Source organism: Rhizobium esperanzae, assembly GCF_014197615.1.
In the GTDB taxonomy this organism is placed as follows: Bacteria; Pseudomonadota; Alphaproteobacteria; order Rhizobiales; family Rhizobiaceae; genus Rhizobium; species Rhizobium esperanzae_A.
This window is the reverse complement of sequence record NZ_JACIFY010000002.1, coordinates 247,457-270,408: the sequence shown is the minus strand read 5'-3', so window position 1 is coordinate 270,408 and position 22,952 is coordinate 247,457. Positions and strand designations below refer to the sequence as shown.

The window sequence follows — 22,952 nt, the reverse complement described above, 5'->3', positions numbered from 1 at the left end:
ATGAAGAAATCGGCTGCGACGATCCTGCGCGAATATGGACCCTTTCCCGGTGCCGACCGCGTCAACGGTGTTACCTTCGACGGCAGCCACGTCTGGTTCGCCTCGGGCGACAAGCTCAACGCGCTCGATCCCGACAGCGGCGAGGTGGTGCGTTCCATTGAGGTTGCCTCGCATGCCGGAACGGCCTTCGACGGCGAATTCCTCTATCAGATCGCCGAGGACGTCATCCACAAGGTCGACCCGAAGACCGGCCGCATCCTTTCCACCATTCCCGCCCCCGGCAATGGCGGCGATTCCGGCCTTGCCTGGGCCGAGGGCACGCTCTGGGTCGGCCAGCACCGCGGCCGCAGGATCCATCAGATCGACCCGGAGACGGGCAAGATCCTGCGCACCATCGAATCCAACCGCGTGGTGACAGGCGTCACCTGGGTCGACGGCCAGCTCTGGCACGGCACCTGGGAGGGTGACGACAGCGATGTCAGGCGCATCGACCCCGAAACGGGGGAAGTGCTGGAGCGGCTCGACATGCCCGAAGGCACCGGCGTCTCCGGCCTCGAATCCGACGGCGGCGACTGCTTCTTCTGCGGAGGCGGCGGCAGCGGCAAGATCCGCGCGGTGCGCCGGCCGGGGTGAACTCGGTCCGCCGCGGGGAAGCACCATCCTCCAACGCCCGTCATGCTGAGCTGCGCAGCCCATAGGACGGAGCCTCGAAGCACGTGCCGCAACGCTGCCTCTTGCATTCCTCTCAGCCACCTCGGCACGCCGGATACCGGATTTCTCTCCAAGAGCAATTCACAATCCGTCAACTTTTGCGTGTCAATTTCTCGGCGGCGGGCGCCATCAAAAGGTCGCGGGTATTGAAGGTCAGGCTAACATCCCACATTACGTTCGTCCTGGTGACGCTTACCTGCGCGGCGGCTGTGCTCTTGTGCGGATTTGCGTGGCTCGCCGCCGTCAAGGTCGATGACCTCTCGCTGCGCCGGCAGGCGGATTTCGTTGCTCAAGGATTGGAAGAGCAGATCGCCGCACTCCCTCGCGAGCAGGAAAGCGTCGCCAAATGGGACGACGCCTTCCTTTACGCCAAACAGCGGAACCATGACTGGCTGCTCGACAATGTCGGCCAGTGGACGAGCCGGTATTTCGGGCACGACAGGACCTATATTTTCGACGATACCAATCGCCTGATGTTTGCGTTCCGCGACGGCGCCGACGTCATGCCGCCGCGGCTCGGCAGTGACGACAGCCCTGACATGACCGCTCTTGCCGAGGCGATGCGTGTCGCTCTCGTCGAGCTGGCTGCAAAGCCCGGCAGCCGGCCGCTCGGTCAATTGGCCGAGGTTCGCACTCTCATGATCGGCAACAGGCCGGCGATCATCAGCGCGCGTCCCATTCTGCCGAGCTCGGCCAGGATGCAGATCGAGGCGGGCCAGGAGTTCATCGCCGTCTCGGTCAAATTCATCGATGGAAAAGTTGCCGAAAACATTGCCCATTATGCGCGGCTCGAAGGCTTGCATTTCACGCCTTCGAAAAGTGCGGATGAGCGGGTGCAGGTCGCGGTGCCGTCCCATGACGGCGGCACGATCGGCTATCTCGTCTGGCCGCCGATCCGGCCCGGATTCATGCTGCTTCAACAGATCGCGCCGGCAGGGCTTGGCTGTCTGGCGCTTTTGATCACCGTCGTGTTCTGGCTCGGGCGCGGTCTGCATCGCACGTCGCTGACCCTGCTCGACAGCCAGGCCGAGATCACCCACCACCGCAACCATCTGGAAGAAATGGTGGCCGATCGTACGGCCGAGATCGAAAGGCAGAGAGAGGAGCTGGACCGGCTGCTGGTGCACGAACGCCAGGTGAACGCGCTCCAGCGCCAATTCGTCGCCATGGCCTCGCACGAGTTTCGCACGCCGCTCGCCATCATCGATGCCGCTGCCCAGCGGCTCTGCCGTTCGACCGCCAATATCAGCGGCGATTACGTTCGCGAAAAAGCCGGCGTGATCCGCAGCGCGGTGGTGCGCATGGTCGATCTGATGGAGAGCATCCTTGCCAGCGGTCGGCTCGAAACCGGGCAGATCACCCTGAAGCGCAGCGAAGGCGATCTGAAAGCCGTGCTCGTCACGTGCTGCGAGCGGCTGCGCCAGCTCAGCCGCTCGCATGTCTTCCATCTCGATCTCGCGCCCATCCCCGATCAATTGACGTTCGATCGCAGCGCGATGGAACAGGTCTTCACCAACCTGATATCGAACGCCGTCAAATATTCGCCCAAGGCGCCCGATATTCATGTCCGCGCCCGAGCCGATGAGACGACCGTGGAGATTGCGATCTCCGACAGCGGCATCGGCATGGATGCGGAGGATCTGCCGAAACTGTTCCAGCCCTATTATCGCGCCCGCAGCGCGACGGGCATTGCCGGCACCGGCATCGGCCTGAATGTCGTCAAGCAGGTCGTCGAGCTGCATGGCGGCACCGTCGAGGTGACGAGCGAGCTCGGCAAGGGCACAACATTTACCATTTTACTGCCAATAGAGCTTCTATTGCCGGATCAACACGTTGCAGCTTAAGGAAGAATTTCATGGTTACAGTCCTGTGTATTGAGGATGAAGTCGAGATCCGGAACCTCCTCGTCGAAGAGTTGAACGAAGCCGGTTACAAGACGCTCGAGGCCTCGAACGGCGCCGAAGGGCTGGAAATGATCCTGTCGAAATGGCCCGACATCGTCATCTCCGATATTTCCATGCCTGTCATGGACGGGCATCAGCTGCTGGCGGAAATTCAGATCAATCATCCCGAGCTTTCCAACATCCCCTTCATCCTGCTGACGGCGCTGACCGACCGGGAAAACACGCTCGCCGGCCTGCGCGGCGGAGCGGCGGACTATCTGACCAAGCCGCTCGATTTCGACCTGCTGCTGGCCAAGCTCGAAGGCTGCGTGACACGGCTGGAGAACGACAAGGCGGTCAATCGGTCGTTTTGATTGGTGTGGCGGCGGTGCCGGCGGCTGAGAGAGCCTCGTGCCCGGTGATGCAAGAAGCGGCGTAGGCGGTTTCCTGTACCGGCGTGCCGTGTGGCACCCCCCTCTGGCCTGCCGGCCATCTCCCCCACAAGGAGGGAGATCGGCTGGGCGTGACGGTCTCCCCAAACAACCAACGTCACATCCCGACGCAACGACAGACGGGTGCGAAGGTTTAGCCGCATCCGATCTCCCCCCTTGTGGGGGAGATGCCCGGCAGGGCAGAGGGGGGTGCCATACGGCATGACCTTTCGCTCGTGCTGTAAGCCTTATCGTGCGACTTTCAACACATCCCCCAGCACCGCAAACACCCGCGCATCCAGCGTCTGCGACACATTGAACCGCATGAAATTCGTCGCCGATTGCGACAGGCTGAAGGCATTTCCGGGCGCCAGCACGATCCGCTTTTCCAGCGCGGCCCGCGCCACGTCGGCGGCATCGATGCCGTCGGGCAGGCGGCACCAGAGGAACATGCCGGCCTGCGGTTCCAGCCAGGGTCTTATCCCCAGACCCTTCAGCCTGGCCGAGACCTCGCCCATTGCCCGGGAAAGCCGGTGCCTCAGCGTCTCCATGTGTTTGCGGTAGCCGCCGTCGCTCAAGACGTTCAGCACCAGCTCCGCCGTCAGCCGGCCGCCGCCGAAGGAGGTGGCGATCTTCAGGTCGGTCAGGCCGTCGATCCATTCGGGCCTGGCGGCGACGAAGCCGCAGCGGGCGGAAGCCGAGAGCGTCTTCGAAAAGCTGCCGATATGGATGACCCGTTCCAGCCCGTCGAAGGCGGCAAGGCGAGGCGCCGGCGTATATTCGAAATCGGCGAATATATCGTCCTCGATGATGGTGAGGTCGAACTGCTCGGCGATTTTCAGAAGCCGGTGGGCGGTCACGGGGGACAGCGTTGCGCCTGTCGGATTGTGGATGCCGGAATTGGTGATGTAGAGCCGCGGTCGCTCCGCGGCGACGACCTCGGCAAACCGCTCGATATCGGGGCCGGAGGGCGTGTAGGGCACGCCGACGATTTTTGCCCGGTGGGCGCGCAGCAAAGCGTGGAAATTGAAATAGCAGGGATCGTCGACCAGCACGGTGTCGCCGGGCTCCAGCAGGAAGCGACAGAGCAGATCGATTGCCTGCGTGCCGGAATCGGCCAGCATGATCTGATCCGGGGAGGCTTCGATGCCGCGCTCGCCCATTCGCCGCGAAATCAGCTGGCGCAGTGGCGGCAGGCCGAGCGGCGAGCCGTAATCGGCAAGGGCGGCCCCTTCGGCGCGGGCAAGCGTTCTCAGCCCGCGGCGCATGCCTTCCCCGGGCAGCCAGGCAGGCGGCAGCCAGCCGCAGCCGGGCTTCAGGTCGGTTTCATCGGCCTCCAGGGATTGGCGCGATATCCAGAAGGGATCGACAGCGCGATCGAGCTTCGGCCCGGCCTCGGCAAGGGCAAAAGGCGCTGCCTGGTTGGCGACGTAGAATCCCGAACCCGGCCTTGCCAGGATCGCGCCTTCGGCGACGAGGCGCTCATAGGCGTCGACGACGGTCGATGTCGACAGCTTCAGCGCCGCCGCCAGTCCCCGCACCGAAGGCAGCTTGGCGCCCGGCGTCAGGCTGCGCCCGGCGATGCGCTGGCGGATCGTCGCGACGACCATGTCGATGCGGGTGCGCGCCCCTGTGCCTTCATCCATCCGTACTGCTTCCTGCACCATAACAGTTTTGCAAAACCGTATCAGATTGTCTCTGTCATAACCAGCCATATCGGCCGATAAGGGGGCAGCAGGACAAGGAGTGCAGCGCATCTTGGACCGCATGGCATCGGGATGGATCAATGGTTTTATCGGCGTGCTGATCTTCAGCGGATCGCTGCCGGCGACGCGCGTGGCGGTGATGCAGTTCGATCCGGTCTTCCTGACCGTCGCGCGGGCGGCGATCGCCGGCATTCTGGCGCTTGGCCTGCTGGTCGCCTTCCGCGAAAAGCGGCCGAGCCGGCGCGATCTCGTCTCCCTTGTCGTCGTCGCACTCGGCGTCGTGGTCGGCTTCCCGCTGCTGACGGCGCTGGCGCTGCAGCATGTCACATCGGCCCATTCCATCGTCTTCATCGGCCTGCTGCCGCTGTCGACGGCAATCTTCGGGGTGATCCGCGGCGGAGAACGGCCGAAGCCGGCATTCTGGCTGTTCTCCGTTCTCGGCAGCACGCTGGTGGCGGGTTTTGCCTTGACGCAGGGGCTGACGGCATCACCGGTCGGCGATCTCTTGATGCTGGCGGCGATCGTCGCCTGCGGCCTCGGTTATGCAGAAGGCGGCAGGCTGTCGCGCAGGCTCGGCGGCTGGCAGGTGATTTCCTGGGCGCTGGTGCTGTCGCTGCCGGTGATGGTCACGGTCGCCTTCCTGCATCGGCCGGCGAGTTTTGCCGGCATCGAAACGCCCGCACTCATCGGTCTTGCCTATGTCTCGCTGTTTTCGATGCTGATCGGCTTCATCTTCTGGTATCGCGGCCTGTCGCAAGGCGGCATCGCCGCGGTCGGCCAGCTGCAGCTGCTGCAGCCGTTTTTCGGCCTGGCGCTCGCCGCAACCCTGCTGCACGAACCGGTCACATGGATCATGCTCGCCGTTACGGTCGCCGTCATTCTCTGCGTCGCCGGGGCGCGCCGGTTTGCGCGGTAGCGGTTGAGTCCGGGTCACAAAGCCGCCGCTCAATGGTCAGAAAATGGCCCCGTTACCGCCGCACCGAGCCCTTTTCCGGCTTCATCGTCGCGACCTCGCCAGCCTTTTTGAGCGTTGAGCGATCGACCGAAATCACCGGAAAAGGAATGAAAATGATCACTCGTTACACATCCCTCGCAACGATGACCGCCGCGGTGTTCAGCCTGCTTGCCTTCAGCCCGGCATCCGCGACCGAGCTTGCCCAGGCGCAACAGCAGCCGCCGGCACAGGGCCAGGCGCCGATGCAGGGGCAGGGTGGGGGCGCCGCTGCGGCCGCCCCTGTAAGCGATCAGAAGCTGGAAGCCTTTGCCGTTGCCTATCTGCAGGTCGACAAGGTCCGGCAGCAATATTCGGCCAAGATCGACGCGACCAAGGACCAGGCTGCCAAGCAGAAGCTGCAGGAAGAAGCCAAGCAGCAGATGGTCGACACCGTCCAGGCCTCCAACGACATCTCGGTCGAGGAATACTCCTCGATCCTGACGGCCGCGCAGAGCGACCCGGCGCTCGCCAAGAAGGTTCTGGAAAAGATCGGCACTCCGCCGCCGGCGCAGCCGCAGCAATAGGCTGCCGTTCCTGCATCGTCTCTCAATCGGAACGAAGGTGGGCTAAAGTTTGGAGCGGTTCAGCCTCTCACGGAAAGGCAGAGCTGCTCTAAAATTTTGTTCTTAGGTGATTACGCGAACCGCATCGCCGATTTCGCACGCGCCTTCGCCGCGACTTCCTCGCGATCGCGAGGCGGTTGAGACGTCTCCAGGGAAGCGAGCAGGTCGCGGGCGCAGGCAGCGATCGAACTGACCGCCTGTTCGAACGCAGCCTCGTTGCGCTTCGACGGCTTGGTCGTTCCGCTGAGCTTGCGCACGAACTGCAGCGCAGCATCATGAATTTCCTCGTCCGTCGCCGGCGGATCGAAATTGAACAGAGGTTTTATGTTTCGGCACATGGCTTGCTCGCGTGATGTTCTCTTTGCCACAGGGAAAGTGGCCTCGCATGAAGGTAGTCGCGTGAGCGCGAATTGCAACGAGGCGTGCGAGATGGCCGGGAGAGGGGCGGCGACGGGGGCCTGTTTCGTCGCGCCGTGTGGCACCCCCCTCTGTCCTGCCGGCCCCGGGGTCGAGCCACGTGTCTCGACCCGTCCTTCGGACCCCCACAAGGGTGGAGATCGGCAAGAGGTTGGACCATCGTTCCCTCGCTGCGGTAGCGCAGCAGCTATACGGTGGTTGTTTGGGGAAGTTATCTCGCCCAGCCGATCTCCCTCCTTGTGGGGGAGATGCCCGGCAGGGCAGAGGGGGGTGCCACACGCTCTTCGGCAGGATACTCCGCCGCCTTCACCTCAAGCCGCCGACGTCGAACCTCTCACACCCAATGTCGCAATATCCGTCACCCCGCCCGATGACTCGAAATCAAATATCTTCTGCGTCACCAGCGCCGCCGCCCCCCGGGCCCAGGAATTGTCCTCCCAGTCGGGCAAGAGCGGCGGGGCGGTGCGGAAGGTTCGGGCGGCGAGCGCTTCGCGCAGCGGCGTCAGGAAGTGATCGCCGAGCGAGACGGCTTCGCCGCCGGCGACGATGACTTCGGGGTCGGTGATGTTGACGAGGTTGGCGAGCGCGGTGCCGATGCCGCGGCCGGATTGGGCGACGAGGGCGGTGGCGGTGGCGTCGCCTGCGGCGAGGGCTTCGCAGAGTTCGGGCAGGCCGAGTTCCTCACTGCTGCCGGTCGCTTCACGCCAGCGGCGCAGCATCGACAGTTCCGAGTGATAGGCCATCAGGCAGCCGCGCTTGCCGCATTCGCAGAGCCGGCCGTTCTCCTCGAACAGCGTGTGGCCGAACTTGCCGGCCGCACCATTGGCGCCGCGATAGAGCTTGCCGTCGATCACAAGCGCGCAGCTGATGCCGACGCCGACGGCGAGCACGGCCATGTTGCGGTGCTGGCGGCCGAGGCCGAAGAGCTGCTGGGCGATGGCATAGGCGTTGGTATCGTCTTCCAGCCAGACCGGCACGTGGACGCGGGCAGCCACCAGCGCGGCGAGGGGGACATTGTCCCATTGGAAGCGGTGGCTGCGCACGCAGGCCGTCTGCTCGTGGTTGATGACGCCGGGCATGGAGATGCCGATGCCGGCGAGCCTCGCCTTCGGCCGGCCGGCGAGTTTCAGCAGTTCGGGCACGGTGCTAGCCAGGAGGTCGGCAACATAATCCGGGTCGTGCCCGCCGAGGCTGACGCGCATGGCGGCGACCGGGTTGGTGGCAAGGTCGGTTGCCACGCACTCCACCGAATCCACCATCAGCTTGAAGCCGATGGCGAGCGCATGCTCGTAATTGATCTCGACCGGGATCGGCCGGCGGCCGGCAAGGCCGGGCACCGACTGTCCTTCGATGACGATGCCTTCCTCCAGCAGGTCTGAAATAACGAAGGTGACGGCGGCCGGGCTGAGGCCGATCACCGTCGCGATGTCGGCGCGGCTTCTCGGTCCCTCGCGCCGGAGCAGGTTGAGGATGAGGCGTCGGTTCATGGCTCTCGCCGTGGTCTGGTCGCCTTTTAACTTCACGATGCATTCCTTAATTTTGTAAATTAATTATTGCGGGCTGCCTAGATTTATGCATAAGTCCGGCCGCGGATCAACTCAGCCAGGCGGATTATCGCCGGGAATTGCGGGGTGATCGCCGCGTTGAAAACCTGGTCGGTCGTTTCATGGAGGAGGCGGCGGTCGGGAGATGTCGATCGATCCACTGGGAGGAATTCAATGGCATTTTTGAAGCAATTTCCGTCGACCACCCGCAGACGCTTCCTGAAGGGCGCGGGCCTGGTTTCCGCAGCCGCCGTCACGAATGCAGCGGTGGGCAGCTTCCCGATCCCGGCGATCGCGCAGGCGCAGGAGGTCACGATGATCTCCGACGAAAACAATGGCGCCGCGCTCGATGCGCTGAGGGCGATTGCCGCGGGCTTCGGCAAGGAAGCCGGCGTCAAAGTCGTCATCAACAATATGGATCACGAGGCCCATAAGACGGCGATCCGCAATTATCTCGTCGCCGGCGCTCCCGATGTCTGCTCCTGGTTTTCGGGCAACCGCATGCGCGCGTTCGTCAAGCGCGGCCTGTTCGATGATATCTCCGATCTCGTCGAGAAGGAGAAATACAAGGATGTGCTCGGCGCGACCATCGGCGCCGTCACCGAAGACGGCAAGCAATACGGCCTGCCCACCGGCGGCACGCTCTGGGGCATGTTCTACCGCAAGGATGTGTTCGAGCAGTATGGCCTGACCGTGCCGAAGACCGCCGAAGAATTCATGGCCTATGGTGACAAGTGCAAGACGGCCGGCATTACCCCGGTAGCGATGGGCACCAAGGAATTGTGGCCGGCGGCCGGCTGGTTCGACCAGATGAACCTGCGCATCAATGGCCTCGACAAGCATATGGCGCTGATGAACGGCGAGATGAGCTACCTCGATCCGGCGCTCACGCCCGTTTTCGACCAGTGGGAAGCGATGATTTCAAAGGGCTTCTTCACGCCGAACCATACGTCGTTTGGCTGGCAGGAGGCCGCGGCCCTTCTGGCGCAGAAGAAGGCCGGCATGATGAACCTCGGCGCCTTCCTGCGCTCGGCCTTCACCGAAGCTGATCTGCCGCAGCTTGCCTACGCCACCTTCCCGGTGCTGGACGCCAAGGTCGGCCACTTCGAGGAATTCTCGGTCAATTCGATCCACATTCCCGCCAAGGCCAAGAACAAGCAGGGCGCCCGCGAATTCCTCGCCTATTTCTATCGTCCGGAAAACCTGGCCACCTATCTGGAGCCGGGCGGCAACGTGCCGCCGCGCAACGACCTGCCTGCGAGTAAGGACCCGCTCGTCAATATCGCCGTCGAGACGATGAAGACGGTGCAGGGCACCTCGCAATATTACGACCGCGACAGCGATCCTGATATGGCCCAGGCCGGCCTCGTCGGCTTCCAGGAGTTCATGGCCAAGCCCGACCGGCGTAAGGCCATCCTGACGCGGCTCGAGGGCACGCGGAAGCGGATTTATAAGATCTGAGCTTGCTGCCGCAGCCCTGTCTGTTGGCAAGCGGTCCTCCACTCGACGTCATCCTCGGCCTTGTGCCGAGGATCTGCTGCCCTATCGGTTCGGGGTTAGATGCTTGGGGCACAAGCCCGAGCATGACGAAGGAGGGGTGGCGGGCTTTGCCAGCAAGCCGAGGGCGTCGCTTTACTCCCGGCGACGCCCGCCCCCCCCACTCGACGTCATCCTCGGCCTTGTGCCGAGGATCTGCTGCCCTATCGGTTCGGGGTTAGATGCTTGGGGCACAAGCCCGAGCATGACGAAAGGAGGGGGTGGCGGGCTTTGACAGCGATCTGAGGGCAGAAAAGCTCATACGAATAACATGAGGCTCCTGACATGCAGACATTATGGCGCCGCCAGCGGTGGTGGCTGACCCCGGTTTTGCTCATCGCGCCGGCAATCCTGCTGTTTTCCACCGTCATCCTGCTGTCGGCGGTGCGCAGCGTCTGGATCAGCCTGCACGAGTGGGATGGCTTCGGCTCGATGGTGTGGATCGGGCTCGGCAATTACGTCGAGCTCTATAACGATCCGCAATTCTACGTGTCGCTGAAGAACAACCTGATCTGGCTGATCATGTTCATGGCAGCCCCGCCGATCGGGCTCGCCATCGCGCTGCTGGTCAATCAGAAGATCGCAGGCATGCGCTTCCTCAAGTCGCTGTTCTTCATTCCGCTGGTGCTCGCCTCGGTCACGGTCGGCGTCGTCTTCACCTGGGTCTATACGCCGGAATTCGGGCTGCTGGCGCTGATCTTCAAGGCCTTCGGGGCGGTGGCGCCGGCAGTGCTCTCCGACGAGCATTTCGTCACCTTCGCCATCGTCATCGCAGCGCTCTGGCCGCAGATCACCTTCTGCATGGTGCTCTATCTCGCCGGCCTCAACAATCTCAGCGAAGAGCTGATCGGTGCGGGCCGCGTCGATGGCGCGCGCGGCTGGAACATGCTCTGGCACATCGTGCTGCCGCAGCTGACCCAGGTGACCTTCATCGCCATTGCCGTCACCGTCGTTGGCGCGCTGCGCTCCTTCGACATGGTGTCGGTGATGACATCGGGCGGTCCGTTCGGCTCCTCCTCGGTTCTCGCCTACCAGATGTATGAACAGTCGATCTTCTCCTATCGCTTCGGCTACGGCGCGGCGATCGCCTCGGTCCTGTTCGTGATCATGGCCGTTTTCATCGTCTGGTATCTCAGCCGCATCATTCGCACCGAAGAGAGGGGAGGCTGATGTATCCCAGTCCCATTCCCGAGACCGCCGTCTGGCAGCGTCGCATCTATCTGTTTGCCGTCGTCATCGTGCTGCTGCTCTGGCTCTGCCCGCTGTTTGCCATCGTTCTCACCTCCTTCCGCACGACCGAGGATGTCATGGGCGGCAACCTGTGGGGATGGCCGACCGGCATCGGCGTGATCGAAAATTATACCGACGTCTTCACGCAGACGCCGATGGCCCGCTACTTCCTCAACAGCCTGATCATCACCATTCCCTCGGTGATCGGTGTGCTGACGATGAGCACACTCGCCGGCTACGTGCTGTCGCGCTACCGCTTTCGCGGCAACATGCTGATCTTCGCGCTGTTCGTCGGCGGCAATTTCCTGCCGCATCAGATCATGATGATCCCGGTGCGCGACCTGATGGTGCAGCTCGATCTGATCGATACGACAGCGGCGCTGATCATCTTCCATGTCGCCTTCCAGACCGGTTTTGCCACACTGTTCATGCGCAATTTCATCGCCGCACTGCCGGATGAATTGTTCCAGGCGGCCCGCGCCGAAGGTGCCTCGCCCTTCCAGACGCTCATCCATGTGGCGATCCCACTGGTGCGGCCGGCGCTCGCTGCGCTCGCCATCCTGATCTTCACCTTCATCTGGAATGACTATTTCTGGGCGGTGGTGCTCACCGTCAGCGACAGCGTCAAGCCGGTCACGGCAGGCCTTGCCAATCTACGCGGCGAATGGGTCTCGGCCTGGAACCTGATTTCCGCAGGCACCATCGTCGTCGCCGTGCCGCCCGTCGTGATGTTCTTCCTGATGCAGCGGCACTTCATCGCCGGCCTGACCATGGGGGCGGTGAAGGGATGAGCAACCGGCAGTTTTCAGTTTCAACAGAAGAGAGCCAGACATGACCAGTCTCGAACTCCGTGAGATCAACAAGAACTACGGCGCCTATCATGCGCTGCGCGGTATCGACCTTTCGGTCGCGCAAGGCGAGTTCATCGTCATGGTCGGTCCATCAGGCTGCGGCAAGTCCACGCTGCTGAAGTCGATCGCCGGCCTGGAGCAGATTTCCTCCGGCCAGATCCTGATCAACGGCCGCGATGTCAGCAAACAGGAGCCGGGTGATCGCGGCATTGCCATGGTCTTCCAGTCCTACGCGCTCTATCCGCACATGACGGTGGCGGAGAATATGGGCTTCGGGCTCAGGATGGCCAAGCGCCCGAAGGCCGAGATCGAGGCGGCGGTGGCGCGGGCGGCGAAAATCCTCAGGATCACCGACCAGCTCGACAAGCGGCCGAAGCAGCTTTCCGGCGGCCAGCGCCAGCGCGTGGCGATCGGCCGGGCGATCACCCGCTCGCCCGAGGTTTTCCTGTTCGACGAGCCGTTGTCGAACCTCGATGCGGCGCTCAGAACCCAGATGCGCGTCGAACTCAGCAGCCTGCATGCCGAGCTCGGCGCCACCATGGTCTACGTCACCCACGACCAGGTGGAGGCGATGACCATGGCAAGCCGCATCGTCGTGTTGAACAAGGGCATCATCGAGCAGGTCGGCTCGCCGCTGGAGCTCTACCGCAATCCCGACAATCTCTTCGTCGCCGGCTTCCTCGGCGCGCCCAGGATGAATTTCCTCGGCGTCACCGTCGACGGCGTCTCCGGCCGCAATGTCACCGTCTCCGCCCCGGGCCTCACGCCGGTGACGGTGGAACTGGCGGAGGCGACAGCGCTTGAAAAAGGCGCCAGCCTGACGCTCGGCGTCCGGCCGGAGAACATATCGATGGTCGCCGATGGCGGCGAGGGCGGGGCGATCCATGGCCAGATCAGGCTCGTCGAGCATCTCGGCCGCGAAACCATCCTCTATGTCGATGCCGGCAATCTCAGGACCATCGCCTCGGAGAGCGGCACCGGCAATATCACCGTGCAGCTCAGCTATGTCGCGCCCTTTGCCGCCGAGCAGAATGTCGCGCTGAAGCTCGACGCCCGGGAACTCTATCTCTTTTCATCCGACGGCGGACGCACGATCAGTGCCCGCAAAACCATCCTCGACAGATAATCAGGAAAGACCACGCCCGTGTCCGACAAGACCCTCTCCGCATGGAACCCCGTCAAGACTGACCGCTTCCTGGTCGGCGTGCCGCATTATCCCGAGCATGTCGATGAAAGCTACTGGGAGCGCGATGCCGAGCGCATGGCGAAAGCCGGCTTCAATGTCGTGCGCATGGCCGAATTCGCCTGGCATATTCTGGAACCGAAGCTCGGCACCTATGATTTCGATCTCTTCGACCGCGCCATCTCGATCCTCGGGCGCCACGGCATCGATACGATCATGTGCACGCCGACGGCGACCCCGCCGCGCTGGCTGACGGCGGCGCACCCTGAAATTTTAAGGGTCGACGGCAAGGGCCGGCCGATGAGCCACGGCTCGCGCCAGCACTGCGATACGGCAAGCCCCGTCTTCCGCGAGCACAGCAAGCGCATCACCCGGGCGATGGCCGAGCATTATCGCGGTAATCCCCATGTTGTCGGCTGGCAGACCGACAATGAGCTGAACACCAGCATGCCGGAGAGCTTTTCCCAGGCGACGCTCAGCGAATTCCAGCTGTTCCTTGCCGATAAATACCGCGAGATATCAAAGCTCAACGCCGCCTGGGGCGGCGATTTCTGGGCGACGGCCTATGACGGCTTCGATCAGGTGGTGCTGCCGATCGAATTCGGCCCGACCTTCCCGAGCCCCGGCCATCTGCAGGATTACCACCGCTTCCTCGCCTTCTCCACCGCGCGCTTCCAGCACGATCAGGTGGAGATCCTGAGAGATGTGAAATCCTCCTGGTTCGTCTTCCACAATCTCGGTGGCTTGAGGGACATCGATTTCCGCGGCCAGTTCAGCAAGGATCTCGATTTCGTCGGCTACGACATCTATCCCATGCTCTATGATGAGTTCATGCGGCTCGGCAACCACGCCAAGGTGCAGGCGCTGCATCTCGATATCTGCCGCGGCTTTTCCGGCAATTACATCGTGCCCGAGCAGCAATCGGGCTTCGGCAGCCAGCCGGGCTTCTGCACGCTGACGCCGGAGCCGGGCGAACTGCGCCGCATGGCGCTGTCCTCGGTCGCGCACGGTGCTGACGGGTTGATGTTCTTCCGCTGGCGGCCCGCCCATTTCGGCGCCGAGATCTATTGGATGGGCATCATCGACCATGACGATATCGGCCGCCACCGCTATGAGGAGGCCACGCGCTTCGCGACCGAGATGACGGCGCTCAAAGACAAGATCCTCGGCACCTATGTCCGCATGGATGTCGGGATCGCCGGCTCCGATTTCGACAATCAGGAAGCCCACAAGACCTATCCGATCGGCCTGCCGAGCCCGCAGGACGACGCGATCCTGCTGCATCAGCACTGCTATGACAGGGGCATCGCCTGCGGTTTCATCCATCCGGAGGACGATCTTTCCAGGCTGAAGCTCTTCTATGTCCCCCATTGGGTGATGTGGAAGGACGAATGGACGGCCAAGCTCGAAGCCTTCGCCGCATCCGGCGGCACCGTCGTCATCGGCGCACGCACCGGCACGCGCACTGGGGATAACCACGTCATCCGCGAAACCGCACCCGGTACTGCGCTTTCCAGGCTGACGGGCGTGCGCGTCGAAGATTTCGGCCGTCTCGCCGCCCCCGGCGCCAACGGCCTCTTCGATGTGATGGAGCGCTCCGGCGGCCTCGTCATCCCGCCGAACAAACCGGCCGAAAGTCACCGCCGCGTCCGCCGCTTCAAGATCGGCAACCGCGAAATGGCCGCCGGCCACTTCTACGAAAACCTCACCATCGCCCCCGACGTCGAGGTCATCGCCGCCTGGTCCAACCGCTACGCCGAAGGCCAGCCGATGGCGACCTCCCGCAAGGTCGGCAAGGGGCAGGTGGTCTATCTCGGGACGTATCTCACGCCGGAACTGACGGAAGCGCTGACGGAACGGCTGTTTGCGCCGGCCGGCGTGGAGCCGCTGGTGGGTGGGCTGCCGGAGGGCGTGGAGGTGACGATGCGGATGAATGAGGAGAGGCGGCTGCTGTTCGTGCAGAATTATATGGATCAGGCTGTGACGGTGGGTGGCGTGCCGGCCGGGCGGGATTTGCTGGATGGGGAGAAGATGGTGAAGGGGGCGCTGGAGCTTGAGGGGTATGGGTGTGCGATTGTGGAGTTGGAGGGGTGAGGGGACGGCGTGCTGAAGGGTGATGACAAAGGATGTCCGCTGGCGCTCATGGCGCGGGCATCCGCGACGGCCGCGGTGATGAGTTCGCCCACGGCTCACCCGGCAGTCCGGATTCGCTGGATCGCGCCGCGGTGAAGACGCGCGATGTTGGGCGGATTCATCAAGCTGAGCGCATTCCTCTCAGCTTTGAAAGCATTGCAACTGATGGTATCGTTTTTACATGAGCGACGACACCGAATATCTCAAAAATTACAAGCCCAACCAGCTTTACAAACACCCCACCCGCCAAGGCGCATACGCGACGATCGTTGGCGAGAGCGAGGACTTCATTGGCGAGGTTAATGTCACCCCCAAATGCAAATTGGCTATAAGCGCGTTTTGGGTGCGGGATCGCGGCGATTTCGGCACTTTCAAGATTACCAAGATGAAACACCACGCGAGGTTTGGTTGGAGCGCCGACGGTGAGGTGAAGGTCAACCAATTTCAGCTTTCGCAGATCAATCAGTTTCTGGCTGTGATCTCGCGAATTGATCTGAGCGACGAACAGGGCATGCGGCTGTCGCTTGATGACCTTAACCTCGGTGCGCTTGGAACGATCCTTAAGAGCACAAAGGGACCGGAGTTACTGGCGAAGCTGGCCGAGGCGCCTGAACTCCATACTGACGTGTATGCGGTGGCGTCGAAGCGGCAGGCGCTCGCTGAGTTTGAACAACGTCTTTCTGAATCCGGAAACGAGCGCAGTTGGCAGACTTTTTTCGAAGCTAATCCTTGGATATTTGGGCACGGACTTAATTACATTTTTCTCGACGGCCTGGGTGGTAAACTCGAGAAAACAACGACCGGCAACACCTTTGACCGAAGCGGCAAGCGTGCCGACGCGCTTATGCGGACCCGCGCTGAAATCAGTCAATTCGTCTTGGTCGAACTGAAAAAGAGCAGCACCGATTTGCTCCAGCCTGATTTGTATCGTTCGGGTTGCTGGGGGATTTCCCAAGAGGTATCGAACGCAGTCACGCAGGTTCAGAAGACTGCATATGAGTTTGCTCGCGACCGTTTTCGTGAGCATCTAAAAGACGAGTGGGGGAACGACACAGGGGAGGTGGTGTATTCGATCGAGCCGCGCAGCTACCTCGTCGTGGGTCATCTGAATGAGCTCGCAGGTAACGATGACAAAATTACTTGTTTCGAGCTATTTAGGCGGAACATCCGTTCGCCCGAGATCCTAACTTTTGACGAGTTGTATCACCGCGCTCGCTGTATCGTAGAGACCGTTAGCGACGAAGTGCAGGACGACGATCAGTCCTTCTGACTGGCGGGCATCATCTTCCGACCGATTAAAGAAGCTTGTCTGTTCGGGACTCAAATGCGCTTTTACGCTCTTCATTCCATTGACGATGGAGGGGTTGGGTGGACCGCTGTCGGTCAATTGCGGTCGTTGATTATTGCCTATGACGCTTCTGAGCGCTAAGCCATCACATCGCAGCCGCGCCTGCATCTGCCTTCGCAAGAAGGCTATAAGAGTGAATTATCTGCGCTCCCAAAAAACAAGAACATTATTTCACGAGGCATTCATGAAAGGTTCGACTAAGCAAAAAAAATTGCGGGTTTTCTTCGCGATTTTTGTTTGCTCCTGGTTTTTGCTTGGCTTTGTTTCGTCGGTTGTGGTGATCGGTTCCAATTTCATTCCGTCTGCCGAGTGGTTGGCACGGACAAATCCTCTGCGTGTCATTGTGGGCTCCCTATCCGCCGCGCTTTTTGTCTGGATTGTTTGGAAAGGTGGCGCAGGAATGAGCAAACTGAAGCGCGTCCTCGGTGTCATAGTCGGCCCGTTTTTGGGTTATTTTATGGGAGGCAGTATCCTGTTCATTTGGCCGTTGCTGCTCCCAGTGATCGCAGGCGATGTAGTTGCGCTTCCGTTCAAGGTACATGGACTAGCCGATCGCCTGGGAAAGAACTGCTACTCTGCAGTGAAGTTGGAGGACACGCCTTTTCTTGTCGGCCAAGTGTGCAACGTCCCTGATGACATTAGATCACGCCTGTCACCAGGCATCGGCGTCTTCGTACGCGGCTGGGGAACGCGTCTCGGGGTGTACGCGCATGACTTGAGCCTGAACTGAACAGACCTCGCTTCGCGAAGTTGGGCGCAGGGCCTGACGCACGGCATACCCATACGCGACCCCCCCGCATGGAATTCTTATGAACACCATTGTTTCCTCCGTAGTGGAGATAGGTATTTGTCGTTGCTGATGACCGCTATTGGCGCGAAGCCGCCAACAACTGGTCGCGCCGCGATCCCTGGGTGAAAAGCCCAAATGTCTCGCGGTAAACACCCAATGCCAGTGTCGCGACGACAGAGTGGCAGGCAGGGAGCGCCCATCATCGCTTACAAGCCTTAGAGAGCGGGCTGTCTGCGTTGATCGAGGAGACTCAATGTCTCCCCTAGTTGCCCCAGCCAATTTGGAACCGATCAAATCGAACCTCGCTCAACGGCCGGTCGGAGGCGCTCAGTCTCACCGAACGAAGAACGAGATGAAGCTCGGGGGAATAGTATTGTTCGAAGATAATCGGAGGCAATTCCGCCAGTTTCAGACGGCTGTTGATGACCCAGACTTTGTAGGAACAAGATGCAATCGTTTCCTCTCCCAAGCCGTCGAACCTCATAAAAGTCGTGCCTGAATCGGATTTTTTGCCATTGATGAAAAGCGTGGTGTCGGATTGCCAGTTCTTCTTCTCTGGTAGATCGTCTAACGCAATCGCATTCGCGTATTTCAGCTCATGCGTCCCGCTGGCACTCACTCTCTTTTCGACGAGCAGAGGGTGCAGATATACAGCCGACACCGGCTGCAGCGAACCGTCGCGCTCCATCAGCCGTTGTTCGGTGAGACCCGGGCCGTCCGGCTTGTAGAAGACGGAATAGAAAGGCGCTTCTCTGGTCAGCAGCACGCCCTGTTTGGTCTCATTGGCGGTTAAGCAATTGCCAAAGGCTGGTACCGCCAATGTTATTCCAACCAGTAGCGACAAGCTTCTTAGCAAGATCGACATCCCAGATTCCCTCATCCAAGTCCGCTACTATGCTTGGATGAAATTGTCCCATTTTTGGTCAAGCCGTCCCATCCATTCCGCCGTCTTCATCCAGATCATGAACCGGCAGATACGTATTCTTCTCAAACAATCCGCCGGCTGCTACCGTCCTCAACCGACGCAATGTTTGATAATTCCCATCAGATCCAAAGCAAAAAATATCGTCAAAAAAGAGCTTATCGCGACCGCAAAAGGCAGAGCGATAAAGAACTTCGCTTTCGGCTTCACCAAGAAGCGATCATGTGCATAACGTCCCCAATAGATTTTGGGCCCGAATTCTTTGCTGAAATCGAAGCCGTTGTTGCGGTAAAAAATGATCGATGTGATGCACCAATACCAGCAATAAGCGCAAATGCCGCCCACGACGCAGAAGGGCAGCCACAGTTGAAATTGATCTTCACTCAATCAAACTTCCCCATCGGTGGAAATCTCCTGGATCCGGCGGCGGCGTCCTTGAGGAGGGTTGCGGTGTCAATGGCGGTCACGGTGTCTGTCCCGGCCGCAGTTCTTTGGTGCGATCCCCGCAGCAGGAATCATACTCAATCACTGCGTGCTTTATGGGCGGTGCGGGGCAAAAATGATAGGCGCAGCCGCCGAGGACGGAGGCCACCAGAAACAGGCGAACGAAGCGGGTCATCATTTCTCTGCCGCAATGCGGAGCTGCTTATTTCTTTTTGGAAGTTAAGTTGGCCCTCGCGTATTGGCCGCGCAATGGCTCCCGCACGGCTGATATGTTGACCTGCTTTCTTAGGATTGCGCACAGTTCGATGGCCGGAGCGTTTTCTGGATTTAGCAAGGTGTGCAACTCGGCTCTGCTCACGTTTAGATCCTCGGTAACTACCTGAAACATATCTCCGATCTCCATCCGTGGAATCGGCTTGCGGAGCTTTCCATCCTCATATGCAACACGCGCAGCCTCTTGATACTGCCAATAGGCCTCATTCACGCTGGGAATGCTCAGCGCTTGGGAAGAGATGTCATTCCGAGCAAACTCCATGCACCCTCGCGGATAGTGATCGCCCAGAGCATCAAAGACATCGCCGGTCTTCTTCAGCACCTCGATTGCAGAAGCGTCGCTGGCAGCCGAGAATGCCACTTGGCCGTATTTTCGAACCATATCGAACGTCGCCTTCGATGCGGCCTCCTCGTCTCCTGCCTGGAACTTCGCGTGTATCTCCCTTGCTTCATCCATATGATCCGTGAAAATCGCGTGGGCAAACGGGTTGGTGCTCGCAAGGTAATTCATTAACTCCTCGATCGATCCCGGCGCCGCATCCTGTGCGATCGCTGCTGTTGCGAGAAACCCAACCCCCGCACATAACGATAAGAAATTTTTCATCCAAACCCGTCCCCAATTTGCACGTCCTCAAAGATCTATCAGTCCATCGTGACGCCGTCGGCGTCAATGCGGCTCTTCCCTGGGTTGATCGGCTATCGGGTCGTCTTGCGCACGAGTATCGGATCTACCTGCACCTGTCGCGGTGGGGCAGGGCAAGCCCTATTTCGCGGGGCCTCGCCCTCCGCGTCAGTCGAGAATCCATTCACCATACTAAGACACGCGCGATAAACCCTAATCTCACAACCCCACGCCCAACCCTCCCAAACACCGGCATTTCCGCACTCGCCGCCCGCTTCGTTTCAACCTTCCTTAAGCGCCCGCCCCATAGCGTCACCCGCACATCGAGGGTCTCGTTCCATGTTCACCGTGCTGACATGCATCACCGAGCAGCATAATCTCGCGCTGGTCGGGCTTGCGGGTTTGATCTGCTTTCTCGCCAGCCATTGCGCGATGGTTCTGCTCGATCGGGCGACATCGTCCGCGGGTGCTGCGCGGTGGGTGTGGCTGCTGACGGCGGGGGCGGCGGGTGGATTCGGGATCTGGGCAACGCATTTCGTTGCCATGCTGGCTTATGATCCCGGTGTGGTCGTCGGCTATCATGCCGGGCTGACGCTGGTTTCGCTGCTGGTCGCGATCGTGGCGACGACCGGCGCTGTTGCGGCCAAGATCGGTTATGACAGGTGGGTGGCGAATATTCTGGCGGGCGTGCTCTTCGGCGCCGGCATCGCGTCGATGCATTTTACCGGCATGCTGGCCATCGAATTTCCGGGAGAGATTTCCTGGGACAAGCAGTTCGTGACGGCGTCGATCGTTCTCGGCATCGTCTTTTCGATCGCCGCCTTTCGGTTTGCGGGCAGGGGCGAGCGGCCGATCTTGCGCGGGCTTGCGCCCACACTTCTGTTGACGTCAGGCGTCGTCGCGCTGCATTTCACCGCGATGGCGGGCGTGACGGTCACGCCGGGCGTGGTGGCGCTCGATCCCGCGACGCTGATTTCGCCCGCTATCATGGTGGTGACGATCGCCGCCGTCACCTTTTCGCTGCTGGCGGCGGGTTTTGCCGCCGCCAGCTTCGCCGTGCGCTCGGAGGCCAAGAGCGCCAAGGCGGAGCGCAATTTCAAGCTGCTCGTCCAGGGCGTGACCGATTACGCCATCTACATGCTCGATCCGGATGGCAAGGTCAGCAACTGGAATGCCGGGGCCGAGCGCACCAAGGGCTACAGCGCCGATGAGATCGTCGGCAAGGATTTCTCGCTGTTCTATTCGCAGGAAGACCGCAGGAACGGTCTGCCGCAGCGGGCGCTGGAAACTGCCCGCCGGGAAGGCAAGTTCGAAGCCCAGGGCTGGCGTTATCGCAAGGACGGCTCCTCCTTCTGGGCCTATGTCGTCATCGATGCGATCCATGACGAAACCGGCGTGCTGATCGGTTATGCGAAGATCACCAAGGATAACAGCAAGCAGAAGGCGGATGCCGACCGGATCGAGGAGGTCACCCGCAATCTCGATATCGCGCTCGAAAACATCGGGCAGGGCATCTGCATGTTCGATGGAGACGAGCGCCTGGTGCTGTGCAACAAGCGCTATCTCGAAATCTTCAAATTTCCCGAAGGGTCGGTGCATCAGGGCATGGCCTACCGGCAGATCGTCGAAATCGGCTATGCCGCCAACACCGAGGATGCGGCGGAAGCGGCGGCGCGGGCCGAGGCCCATTATATCAGGAACATGGCGCTGATCAGGGGCGGCGCCGGCAGCGCGGTGCACAAATATCCGAGCGGCATCTCCATCCAGCAGCATGTCAATATCCTGCCGAATGGCGGCTGGGTCGTCACTTTCGAGGATATTTCCGATCGCGTGAAATCCGAGGAGCAGGTCGCCTTCCTCGCCATGCACGATGCGCTGACGGGCCTGCCGAACCGGCTGCAGTTCGGCGAGCGCGTCGCCGAGGAGATGATGGTCGCGGACCGGGTGAGGGGCAAGGTCGCGGTCATCGGCATCGATCTCGACAAGTTCAAGGAGGTCAACGACCAGCACGGCCACGGCACCGGCGACTTGGTGCTGGTCGAGCTGACGCGCCGTCTCGGCGAGGCGCTGCAGGAGGGCGAATTCATCGCCCGCTTCGGCGGCGACGAGTTCGCCGCGACCAGGCGCTTCGACGATCTCAGCGCCCTGCATGATTTCATCGCGCGCCTGGAAGGCGCTCTGGTCGGCATGATTTCCGTCGACGGCTTCGAGATCAAGACCGGCGCCAGCCTTGGTGTGGCGATCTATCCGAGCGATGCCGAGAGCGTCGACGGGCTTCTCGCCAATGCCGACCTTGCCATGTACCGCGCCAAGCAATCCCTGCTACAGAAGGTCTGCTTCTACGAGGCTGCCATGGACGAGACCGCGCGCCGCCGCCGCGCGCTCGCCAACGATCTCTGGGCCTGCATCGATCGCAACGAGCTGCATCTGCATTATCAGGTGCAGAAATCGGTGAGCACGGGTGAGATCACCGGATACGAGGTTCTGCTGCGCTGGAAGCATCACGAACGCGGCAATATCCCGCCGATGGATTTTATCGGCCTTGCCGAGGAATGCGGCGCCATCCTGCCGATCGGCGAATGGGTGCTGCGCGAAGCCTGCCGGGAGGCGGCGAGCTGGAGCAACGGCCACAAGATCGCCGTCAACCTCTCGCCCGTCCAGCTCGGCCATGCCGACATGGCGGCCGTTATCGCTGGCATCCTTGCCGAAACCGGCCTCGACCCACGCCGCCTCGAAATCGAGATCACCGAAAGCTCCATCATCATCGACAAGGACAAGGCGCTCGGCACCATGCGCGAGATGAAGGCGCTCGGCGTCTCGATCGCCATCGACGATTTCGGCACCGGCTATTCCTCGCTGGAAACCCTGCGCTCCTTCCCCTTCGACAAGATCAAGCTCGACAAGAGCTTCATGGCCGAGGTCGAAAGCAACGCCCAATCCAAGGCAATCGTCCGCGCCATCCTGGCCCTCGGCCGCAGCCTGGAGGTGCCGGTGCTGGCGGAAGGCGTGGAAACCCAGGCACAGCTGGACACGCTTCTCGAAGAACAGTGCGACGAGGCGCAAGGTTATCTGCTTGGGAAGCCGCAGGCGATGCGCGCGCCGGGGGTTGAGAAGGCGGCTTGAGGCGTCTTCGGAAGAGACAGGACCACCTACATCGGCTCTGGTTTCATATGCGGTGAAAACCCCTCCCCAACCCCTCCCCACAAGGGGGAGGGACTTAGCTTGGGGCATCGCCTCATGCCAAAGCGAGCGTTCGTTCGGACGAGACGTTGCGGCGAGAGCGAAAAGAGCCCGGCAGGTTAGTCCCTCCCCCTTGTGGGGAGGGGTTGGGGAGGGGTCTTGAGTGGGGCCGAACTTGATCGGCGGCAGCA

20 protein-coding genes are annotated in these 22,952 nt (G+C 61.3%); 14 read left to right on the top strand and 6 right to left on the bottom strand.

Annotated elements, in window-relative coordinates; genetic code table 11:
- From GGD57_RS03880 to GGD57_RS03870, 3 genes are all read left to right on the top strand, one after another.
- Entirely contained in the window at positions 1-633 is a 633-nt protein-coding gene (locus GGD57_RS03880; protein WP_085738977.1) for a Vgb family protein, read from the top strand.
- Between the two features lie 176 nt (positions 634-809).
- Positions 810-2,555 (top strand): sensor histidine kinase, encoded by a 1,746-nt coding sequence (locus tag GGD57_RS03875; protein WP_184467011.1) that lies wholly within the window; start codon positions 810-812, stop codon positions 2,553-2,555.
- A gap of 11 nt (positions 2,556-2,566) precedes the next feature.
- Complete coding sequence (locus tag GGD57_RS03870) at positions 2,567-2,968, top strand: response regulator (protein ID WP_097615465.1); 402 nt, start codon at positions 2,567-2,569, stop codon at positions 2,966-2,968.
- A gap of 305 nt (positions 2,969-3,273) precedes the next feature.
- Here the strand turns inward: GGD57_RS03870 and GGD57_RS03865 are convergent, their stop codons facing one another.
- Positions 3,274-4,692 (bottom strand): PLP-dependent aminotransferase family protein, encoded by a 1,419-nt coding sequence (locus GGD57_RS03865; RefSeq protein WP_184467009.1) that lies wholly within the window; start codon positions 4,690-4,692, stop codon positions 3,274-3,276.
- Positions 4,693-4,783: 91 nt separating this feature from the next.
- On the opposite strand from GGD57_RS03865, the gene GGD57_RS03860 reads away from it, so the two are divergent.
- On the top strand, positions 4,784-5,647 hold the full coding sequence (locus tag GGD57_RS03860) for a DMT family transporter (RefSeq protein ID WP_184467411.1): 864 nt from the start codon (positions 4,784-4,786) through the stop codon (positions 5,645-5,647).
- A 152-nt stretch (positions 5,648-5,799) separates the two neighbouring features.
- Positions 5,800-6,249: a DUF4168 domain-containing protein gene (locus tag GGD57_RS03855; protein WP_184467409.1), complete on the top strand. Its 450-nt coding sequence runs from the start codon at positions 5,800-5,802 to the stop codon at positions 6,247-6,249.
- A 110-nt stretch (positions 6,250-6,359) separates the two neighbouring features.
- Here GGD57_RS03855 and GGD57_RS03850 read toward each other — a convergent pair whose 3' ends face one another.
- Both GGD57_RS03850 and GGD57_RS03845 read right to left on the bottom strand, forming a co-directional pair.
- The gene (locus tag GGD57_RS03850) at positions 6,360-6,626 is read right to left on the bottom strand and encodes a DUF2277 domain-containing protein (protein WP_184467007.1); all 267 of its coding nucleotides are present in this window, start codon (positions 6,624-6,626) and stop codon (positions 6,360-6,362) included.
- 390 nt (positions 6,627-7,016) lie between these two features.
- The gene (locus GGD57_RS03845; protein ID WP_184467005.1) at positions 7,017-8,228 is read right to left on the bottom strand and encodes an ROK family protein; all 1,212 of its coding nucleotides are present in this window, start codon (positions 8,226-8,228) and stop codon (positions 7,017-7,019) included.
- A 195-nt stretch (positions 8,229-8,423) separates the two neighbouring features.
- Here GGD57_RS03845 and GGD57_RS03840 point away from each other — a divergent pair, with 195 nt between their 5' ends.
- From GGD57_RS03840 to GGD57_RS03805, 8 genes are all read left to right on the top strand, one after another.
- Entirely contained in the window at positions 8,424-9,710 is a 1,287-nt protein-coding gene (locus GGD57_RS03840) for an ABC transporter substrate-binding protein (protein ID WP_184467003.1), read from the top strand.
- Between the two features lie 360 nt (positions 9,711-10,070).
- The gene (locus tag GGD57_RS03835) at positions 10,071-10,955 is read left to right on the top strand and encodes a carbohydrate ABC transporter permease (protein WP_184467001.1); all 885 of its coding nucleotides are present in this window, start codon (positions 10,071-10,073) and stop codon (positions 10,953-10,955) included.
- Positions 10,955-11,806, top strand: a complete 852-nt coding sequence (locus tag GGD57_RS03830; protein WP_184466999.1) for a carbohydrate ABC transporter permease — start codon at positions 10,955-10,957, stop codon at positions 11,804-11,806. The genes GGD57_RS03835 and GGD57_RS03830 overlap by 1 nt, the downstream gene beginning before the upstream one ends.
- Before the next feature lie 40 nt (positions 11,807-11,846).
- Positions 11,847-12,992: an ABC transporter ATP-binding protein gene (locus GGD57_RS03825; RefSeq protein WP_184466997.1), complete on the top strand. Its 1,146-nt coding sequence runs from the start codon at positions 11,847-11,849 to the stop codon at positions 12,990-12,992.
- An 18-nt stretch (positions 12,993-13,010) separates the two neighbouring features.
- Entirely contained in the window at positions 13,011-15,143 is a 2,133-nt protein-coding gene (locus GGD57_RS03820; protein WP_184466995.1) for a beta-galactosidase, read from the top strand.
- 32 nt (positions 15,144-15,175) lie between these two features.
- On the top strand, positions 15,176-15,367 hold the full coding sequence (locus GGD57_RS03815) for a hypothetical protein (protein ID WP_184466993.1): 192 nt from the start codon (positions 15,176-15,178) through the stop codon (positions 15,365-15,367).
- Entirely contained in the window at positions 15,364-16,452 is a 1,089-nt protein-coding gene (locus GGD57_RS03810) for a Shedu immune nuclease family protein (RefSeq protein WP_184466991.1), read from the top strand. Before GGD57_RS03815 ends, GGD57_RS03810 begins: the two co-directional genes overlap by 4 nt.
- Positions 16,453-16,663: 211 nt before the next feature.
- A complete protein-coding gene (locus GGD57_RS03805; RefSeq protein WP_184466989.1) occupies positions 16,664-17,260 on the top strand; it encodes a hypothetical protein in 597 nt (198 codons plus the stop codon).
- Positions 17,261-17,582: 322 nt separating this feature from the next.
- Here the strand turns inward: GGD57_RS03805 and GGD57_RS03800 are convergent, their stop codons facing one another.
- From GGD57_RS03800 to GGD57_RS03790, 3 genes are all read right to left on the bottom strand, one after another.
- A complete protein-coding gene (locus tag GGD57_RS03800) occupies positions 17,583-18,185 on the bottom strand; it encodes a hypothetical protein (protein WP_184466987.1) in 603 nt (200 codons plus the stop codon).
- Between the two features lie 150 nt (positions 18,186-18,335).
- On the bottom strand, positions 18,336-18,629 hold the full coding sequence (locus GGD57_RS03795; protein ID WP_184466985.1) for a hypothetical protein: 294 nt from the start codon (positions 18,627-18,629) through the stop codon (positions 18,336-18,338).
- Between the two features lie 259 nt (positions 18,630-18,888).
- On the bottom strand, positions 18,889-19,563 hold the full coding sequence (locus GGD57_RS03790; RefSeq protein ID WP_184466983.1) for a hypothetical protein: 675 nt from the start codon (positions 19,561-19,563) through the stop codon (positions 18,889-18,891).
- Between the two features lie 357 nt (positions 19,564-19,920).
- Between GGD57_RS03790 and GGD57_RS03785 the strand changes: the two genes are divergently transcribed.
- A complete protein-coding gene (locus GGD57_RS03785; protein ID WP_184466981.1) occupies positions 19,921-22,704 on the top strand; it encodes a bifunctional diguanylate cyclase/phosphodiesterase in 2,784 nt (927 codons plus the stop codon).
- Positions 22,705-22,952: the final 248 nt, after the last annotated feature.

Bases quoted from the DNA above. Each gene is read 5' to 3' on its own strand.
- GGD57_RS03880 (WP_085738977.1), top strand. From the start codon at position 1: ATGAAGAAATCGGCTGCGACGATCCTGCGCGAATATGGACCCTTTCCC.
- GGD57_RS03870 (WP_097615465.1), top strand. From the start codon at position 2,567: ATGGTTACAGTCCTGTGTATTGAGGATGAAGTCGAGATCCGGAACCTC.
- GGD57_RS03865 (WP_184467009.1), bottom strand. From the start codon at position 4,692: ATGGTGCAGGAAGCAGTACGGATGGATGAAGGCACAGGGGCGCGCACC.
- GGD57_RS03855 (WP_184467409.1), top strand. From the start codon at position 5,800: ATGATCACTCGTTACACATCCCTCGCAACGATGACCGCCGCGGTGTTC.
- GGD57_RS03850 (WP_184467007.1), bottom strand. From the start codon at position 6,626: ATGTGCCGAAACATAAAACCTCTGTTCAATTTCGATCCGCCGGCGACG.
- GGD57_RS03840 (WP_184467003.1), top strand. From the start codon at position 8,424: ATGGCATTTTTGAAGCAATTTCCGTCGACCACCCGCAGACGCTTCCTG.
- GGD57_RS03835 (WP_184467001.1), top strand. From the start codon at position 10,071: ATGCAGACATTATGGCGCCGCCAGCGGTGGTGGCTGACCCCGGTTTTG.
- GGD57_RS03830 (WP_184466999.1), top strand. From the start codon at position 10,955: ATGTATCCCAGTCCCATTCCCGAGACCGCCGTCTGGCAGCGTCGCATC.
- GGD57_RS03825 (WP_184466997.1), top strand. From the start codon at position 11,847: ATGACCAGTCTCGAACTCCGTGAGATCAACAAGAACTACGGCGCCTAT.
- GGD57_RS03815 (WP_184466993.1), top strand. From the start codon at position 15,176: ATGTCCGCTGGCGCTCATGGCGCGGGCATCCGCGACGGCCGCGGTGAT.
- GGD57_RS03810 (WP_184466991.1), top strand. From the start codon at position 15,364: ATGAGCGACGACACCGAATATCTCAAAAATTACAAGCCCAACCAGCTT.
- GGD57_RS03800 (WP_184466987.1), bottom strand. From the start codon at position 18,185: ATGTCGATCTTGCTAAGAAGCTTGTCGCTACTGGTTGGAATAACATTG.
- GGD57_RS03790 (WP_184466983.1), bottom strand. From the start codon at position 19,563: ATGAAAAATTTCTTATCGTTATGTGCGGGGGTTGGGTTTCTCGCAACA.
- GGD57_RS03785 (WP_184466981.1), top strand. From the start codon at position 19,921: ATGTTCACCGTGCTGACATGCATCACCGAGCAGCATAATCTCGCGCTG.